This is a genomic window from Desulfobulbaceae bacterium (assembly GCA_013792005.1).
Lineage (GTDB): Bacteria > Desulfobacterota > Desulfobulbia > Desulfobulbales > VMSU01 > VMSU01.
The window spans coordinates 1-4393 of record VMSU01000185.1 but is presented as its reverse complement, the minus strand read 5'-3'; the positions used below and the strand labels follow the sequence as shown (position 1 = coordinate 4393).

Annotated in this window: 3 protein-coding genes; all 3 read right to left on the bottom strand. The window is 47.6% G+C overall.

What is annotated here, in order from left to right; all coding sequences use genetic code 11:
- A partial coding sequence (locus FP815_11885) for a hypothetical protein (protein MBA3015631.1) occupies positions 1 to 858 on the bottom strand: 858 nt, incomplete at its 3' end.
- Between the two features lie 16 nt (positions 859 to 874).
- On the bottom strand, positions 875 to 2134 hold the full coding sequence (locus FP815_11880) for a hypothetical protein (GenBank protein MBA3015630.1): 1260 nt from the start codon (positions 2132 to 2134) through the stop codon (positions 875 to 877).
- A gap of 432 nt (positions 2135 to 2566) precedes the next feature.
- The gene (locus FP815_11875; GenBank protein MBA3015629.1) at positions 2567 to 4300 is read right to left on the bottom strand and encodes a hypothetical protein; all 1734 of its coding nucleotides are present in this window, start codon (positions 4298 to 4300) and stop codon (positions 2567 to 2569) included.
- Positions 4301 to 4393 lie beyond the last annotated feature (93 nt).

The window sequence follows — 4393 nt, the reverse complement described above, 5'->3', positions numbered from 1 at the left end:
CGGGTTTTCGGTGCTGTAAGGAATATTGGCTTTTTTCCACCAGGAATTGAAGGACTTGAACTCGCCGGGCACATAATCATTCGGTGCCGCAATGATTAAGATGTCTATGGGTTTGTTTTTTGACGAAGACCAGGGGCTATGGGGCACTATGTCGTTGAGGTAGAGGGATGTGGGGGTAATTTCACTAACGGGTAACACCTTTCCGTCTCCGTCTCCGTCTTTGATCCCTTGCAATACACACACGACCTCGGCATGTTCGACCTGCTGCCCTTTAATTTTGTGGTACCAGTTAAGGTCAAGTTCTTCAGGGTGGAAGCGAACAGAAAAAGGAGTGACAATTTGTGAAGGTAAGACTAGGGAATCATACTGATCAAGATCCGGATCATATCCGAACTCGCTGGTTATCTTCCATTGGCCGTTGACTTGGACAAACGGTACTGAGCTGCGCATAACAAATCCGTCTGGTCGGCGAGATACAGCTATCAAAAGGATTCCGGTTTTGTATGGGCGATTTTCTAAAATAAATGTTTCGTCATTTTTATCCACAAGATCAAAATTACTTTTAAGGTCTATCCCCGCCTCCTGAAAAAGCTGCTTATCTTCTTCTGCAGTCGCTTGAGTCATTGTGTTGTAATACCAATCAAGATCTTGATGGAGAAGCGCTGAAAAATTTGAGGAGAGAGTTTCTTCTGGGGTTGCATAGCTTGCTTTTGATTGGTCGACAATGATAAGTTTGTAGGGATAGTCAAAGGCATTTATGGGTGGCACTTGAATTAAAAGAATAAAAATTAGTGTGGTGCCCAAAAATAAAGGGAAATTTGAAAAAGGAGAGGATAAAGAAAATTTAATTTTTTGCACAGTATGAACCTCGTGTTTATAGCTGGGGGAAAGGAATTTTAACAATAGGGAGGGCGCGTTCGTCGATAAGCGGTATTTTGAGTTGATAGGATTTGAGGTTTCCTTTGACAAATCTCGTTTTCAGGACAACTTTACCTTCCAAATAAAGTCCTTTCCACACACCGGTTGCCGCTGCGTCGGTTGCCTGTGCAGTTATTGCTTCCTTCAAACTAGTTTTACCTTCTAATACGCCTTTCATAACGAAAATATCTTTGGGTGCAATCGCCTTAACTTTACCGCCGGCATTGGCACTGATAGAGATTTCACCGCTGCCACTCCACTCAGTCCCGGTTGTACTGCACCCCTTCTTTTCTCCTGTAATGGAAATACTCCCACCTCCGGAGGCACCGATATTGATAGCATCGAGGGTAACGTATTGTTTTAAAAATTTCGGCAACGGTATGCCGACTAAGGTGAAATCCTTGACATCAATGTCGGCGTTAACCGATGTTTCCCCACTCAGAGAGTCGGCGGGGCCGTTCTGGCAGCACTCTTTGTAGTATCCATAGGTGTTGGTCAATTCGAAGTTCAACCTGTCTGCTAGGCCAAGGGCTTGGAGCGGTGTCTTGAGTAGATTAGGTATCTCTAGGTTGATGCCAGCCTTTTTCTTAATCTCTTTGTTGATCACCGTTATGGGAATATTCACCCCAGCATCTTGGTCCGGGCAAAAAAATGAACCAGTCACCAGCACGGTTGCTTCCTGCTGCCAGGTGCTAACGGTGGTGGGTTTGAGGGTGATGCTATCCCTGAATGAACCGGCGGCAGGTGTGGTGAAGATATTGAAGTCACTCAGGGTTAAATTGGATCCTGTGTCGTAGCACATTGCTTTGGGAGTCATGGCGTCAAGGCGGTAGGATAACACCGATTTGGTGTCCACGCATGTGCCCCCGCCAGGTGTAGAGTACCTGACAGTCAGGTCGTGGAGGCCAGGAGTGTTTGAGCCGTAAGTGACTGCACAGCCATTGGACGAGGTGATTCCGTTGCCGCCCCAGTCACAGGTGCCTTGATCCGGAAGGGCGTTGGCGGAATAAGATTCTGCTCGGCAAACAGGTCTGTTGAAGATTCCGGCAATGGCGACTGAGCATTCTTCCTTAACCAGGATGCTGTGATAGTAAGTGCATGGCTCTCCGCCTTCTGGAGGGGTATAGGCAACCTTGATCTCAACCTCTCCTGGTTGATCGCCGGTGAAGGTAACGGTTTCACCAGTTCCGGAAATCGAGCCGCTTCCGACATTCACAGTCCACGCATACGTGCCATTTGCTGGGACACCATTGGCCGTCAGGGTAATGGGGTCACTCAGCTTCGCCTGATTTGGCCCACTGATCCCTACAGTACACAGGCAGACCCATATCCATTGTGTATCAGCACAGCTTTTGCCTTTTGGTGATCTGTAGGTGGAGGTGACGCCAATGTACTCGGAGGACGTTGGTTTGTAACCTGTTAGTCTTGCTGTGGAACCAAAAGGGGCAAGGTGTGCATTTCTTGACCAGGAGTATGCTCCCCCCGTTGGGGCGCCACTGGCGGATAGTATGACGGTCTGCCCTATTTTTATAGTTTTGGGCGCGGTCAGTGTTACCTCACACTCCCATGCAAGCGCGATCCTAGGGAAGAGAATGAATAATGCTGGGAGAATGGTGAGCAGGTGTCTGGTTTTCACAGGGTTCCGTTATCAGTTACGCGTTTGACGTGCCTTCTCCTTCCATCTGCTGCCGGTCAGTCCTTTGAACATCTCCACCGCTTGGGTAGGTTTATTGTCCTTTTCGTATAAACACCCCAGTGTAAATCTGGCGTAATCGGTGTCAATGTCTCCAGGAAACTCTTCGATGAAAAGAGTGAGCATTGCCTCGGCTTTTGCATATTCGCCGTTGGTTTCATTCATCTCCGCCAGCCGGAGATATGTCCGCGAAAGAAAATGGTCTGCTCGTTCCTTTGTTTTAAGAGAGTGCAGAGCTGATGCCTTGATGGCTTGGCTTTGGTTGATCACCGAAGCGCCGTTTTTGCGGGCGATATCGTGTTTTCCCAGTTCGACACCGTAGTTGGTGATCAGCCAGTTGGCGCGCATGGCGTCAATGGACTGGGGATTTTTTTCAATGATTTTTGTGGCTGCTGTATATCCAAGGGTGAAGGTGGCAGTCGCCAGCTCGTTAAAACCTTTACGGTGCAGGTCTCTTGCTAGGTTCAATTGCGTTTCGTAGTCTGCCATCCCGTTGATGATGTCTGCGAATTGGTTGATTTTTATCTGCTGGTCTTCCAGGTTGCCGTCCCGTGACCAGTGCGCATCTAATAGATTAGAATATGCCTTGGCGGCGAAGAAGGTCTGCTCTGGGTATCTGTCAATGTAGGTTGAGAATCTATTGATGGCCGTGTCCCAATCCTTTTCGCTCATGGCATCCTGAGCCCGCAGGAAAAGGCTTTTCCGGGCCCAGACGGTTTGCGGATGTTTGTTGGCTAGCAGATCAAAAATCTTCCGTCCTTGTTCTTTTTTCCCGGAATTAAGAAGTGCGACCGCCAACTTATAGGCATTGCCGGGAGCCAGCTTTTCCAGGCTGACACTCTTGAGCTGCTCAAGGAGTTTGTCTTTTGCGGCATGATTGTGGGTTCGATGGAAAATATTCAGCAGCTTGGTATAAGTGCCGGTGAGGGTATAGGTAAAGGGAGTGTTGGCGTCAAATGGTTCCTCCTCTGCAATTTCCTGAAGCATTCTCGTACCCTGCGTCTCTTTACCGTTGTCCAGGTAGAGAGTTGCCAGTTTGTATTTGTCGTTCAGGTCAAAATTGGGATCTGGGTAATTTTCATGTAATGAGGCAAGCAGGCTTTCGATAGCGACATTTTCACCCTTTGACCTATAGATTGGGATGAGTTTGGACGAAGCTCTCAGGGCAACCTTGATGTTATCCGGGTAGTGGTTCGCTATATGTTGCTTGATAATCAATTCGAGAAGGGGCTTTGCCGCATCAATTTGGCTGTGATCAAGGTAGATTTCCGCAAGGTTATAGATATTTTTGGGGCTAAACGTGCCGTTGTTGTATGTGGCCTTCAGGCGGTTGAGTCGGCTGAGAAATTCATTTTTGTTTCCGGTATCACGATAGATGTCAAAAAGGTTCGAATAAGCGGTAAGTAGATTCTTGATATAATATTGCCTTTTTTTACGATACAGGGGCGTTTCGGTCCCATTGGTGGCAGGGTGCGAATCAATGTATTTTACAAAGAGCTCTGCCGCTACCAGAGGCTTTCCTTCGTCAAGTGCCAGATTAGCCTCCTTGAGGAGAAAATAATTATCTGCGGCTAAGCAGGTGCTGGTGAAGGCTGCTATGGCGATGAGCACACCGAAAAAGACCACAATCGACACTTTCCCGACAATAAGCAGGCTTCCAGAATGGAACGGTTTGATTGAGTTGGTCATTGCTGACCTCGTATTGTTTTTTTGTCTTTGAATACGTTTGTCAGGATTCTAGTCAGGTCAATATCGGTTCGGTATCCGTTGACTGATGCATTG

Coding starts and splice junctions, on each gene's coding strand:
- FP815_11875 (MBA3015629.1), bottom strand. CDS start 4,300: ATGACCAACTCAATCAAACCGTTCCATTCTGGAAGCCTGCTTATTGTC.